This is a genomic window from Candidatus Phytoplasma sp. AldY-WA1 (assembly GCF_020312115.2).
GTDB lineage: Bacteria > Bacillota_I > Bacilli_A > Acholeplasmatales > Acholeplasmataceae > Phytoplasma > Phytoplasma vitis.
The window spans coordinates 1-1,284 of the sequence record NZ_JAHRHX020000112.1 but is presented as its reverse complement, the minus strand read 5'-3'; the positions used below and the strand labels follow the sequence as shown (position 1 = coordinate 1,284).

4 protein-coding genes are annotated in these 1,284 nt (G+C 21.4%); all 4 read left to right on the top strand.

The window, feature by feature from the left end; translation table 11 throughout:
• Positions 1 to 312: hypothetical protein (locus KTO59_RS04320; protein WP_284928828.1), on the top strand; the 312-nt coding region annotated here is incomplete at its 5' end.
• Positions 302 to 526: a hypothetical protein gene (locus tag KTO59_RS04315; protein ID WP_284928826.1), complete on the top strand. Its 225-nt coding sequence runs from the start codon at positions 302 to 304 to the stop codon at positions 524 to 526. The genes KTO59_RS04320 and KTO59_RS04315, both read left to right, overlap by 11 nt.
• Complete coding sequence (locus tag KTO59_RS04310; protein WP_284928825.1) at positions 513 to 1,052, top strand: hypothetical protein; 540 nt, start codon at positions 513 to 515, stop codon at positions 1,050 to 1,052. The genes KTO59_RS04315 and KTO59_RS04310 overlap by 14 nt, the downstream gene beginning before the upstream one ends.
• A 50-nt stretch (positions 1,053 to 1,102) precedes the next feature.
• The gene (locus tag KTO59_RS04305) at positions 1,103 to 1,267 is read left to right on the top strand and encodes a hypothetical protein (protein WP_284928824.1); all 165 of its coding nucleotides are present in this window, start codon (positions 1,103 to 1,105) and stop codon (positions 1,265 to 1,267) included.
• The last annotated feature ends 17 nt before the right edge of the window (positions 1,268 to 1,284 follow it).

Sequence of the window (1,284 nt, the reverse complement as noted above, 5' to 3'; positions counted from 1 at the left end):
AATAAAAAACTTATAACAAAACAAATTTTACAAATTTTTGAAACAACTGACAATAAAAAATTGCAACAACTTAATGATGCTTTATTTTTAGATATTCTTTCAAATAAAATAACTAAAAAAGTATTAGAAAAATACGGATTAGGAACAGCTTATTATATGTATTTCAAAAATATTGATGAAAAAGATTTAGGAAATATTATATATAGCATAAATATATGTATGTATGAAGATGCACTAAAAGAACAAGAAGAACTTAGAGAAAAAAGAAAGGACGCCCGCGGCAATAAGAGGAATAAAAAAAATGTTATTTAAAAATTTTAAAAGTATAGCTGCATCAGATATAGATTTTAAAAATATTCGTGGATGGTTTAAAATTTTATATTTAAATAATTTAAATATAAATTTTACGTCTACATCTCAAATAGAATCTTGTAAAATTATTATATTTGATGATGGAAAAGAAGTAAAATATTATATAAAAGAAAGAAAAACCGCCCGCGGCAATACAAAAAATGCAAGTAAATAAACAAGTAATATATATAGAAAATTTAACAATGAATAAAGAAGATATTCATTGTACTAAAAACGTTTTTAAAATGGCTCATTTGATTAATCAAAATAAATCATTGAGTAGTTTTGAAATAGAAAAAATTAATAAAGAATTTAATAGTCATTTATTCTATTTCAAAACTACTGATTATGGTACTGGTGCTTATTCTAATTTTTTAAATCTTCATATCTTCCAGCTACAAGCAGCCATGCAAAAAAACCGTTTAAAAAATTTAAAGAAAAAAATTATGTTTATTCAACATGAATTTAAACTTTTAGACTATTCATTTTCAAGTCATGATATAAATAAAAACTTAGATCATTATTATGAAATAGCTAAAAATCTATATCAAAGAAAAGAAAAGAAAGAAATACTTAAATTTATAAAAAACAAAATAAATGAAGATAAAAATTTACAAGAAATGTTTAAAAAAGAAGTTTCAAATCCAGTCGAATATTTTTTAAAATTAAAAAATGATGAAATTTTTTTAAAAAAAGTTTAACTTATTCAGTTAAACTTAGTTAATAATTAAAATTAATTGTTGTTGATGGAATGGGGTGCGGTTCGCCCCTTTTTAATGTTGAAAGTAAAAAAATTGAAATAAAAAAAATTGTTGCAAGTAAAAACAACGCTAGATTTAAAGCTATTAAGAATTTTCATGAAGAAAATAAGATTAGTTGGTTGACTTTAACACTAGCACACCATAATAAAGAATAATAAAAAAATTTATTTGT

Bases quoted from the DNA above. Each gene is read 5' to 3' on its own strand.
- KTO59_RS04315 (WP_284928826.1), top strand. From the start codon at position 302: ATGTTATTTAAAAATTTTAAAAGTATAGCTGCATCAGATATAGATTTT.
- KTO59_RS04310 (WP_284928825.1), top strand. From the start codon at position 513: ATGCAAGTAAATAAACAAGTAATATATATAGAAAATTTAACAATGAAT.
- KTO59_RS04305 (WP_284928824.1), top strand. From the start codon at position 1,103: ATGGGGTGCGGTTCGCCCCTTTTTAATGTTGAAAGTAAAAAAATTGAA.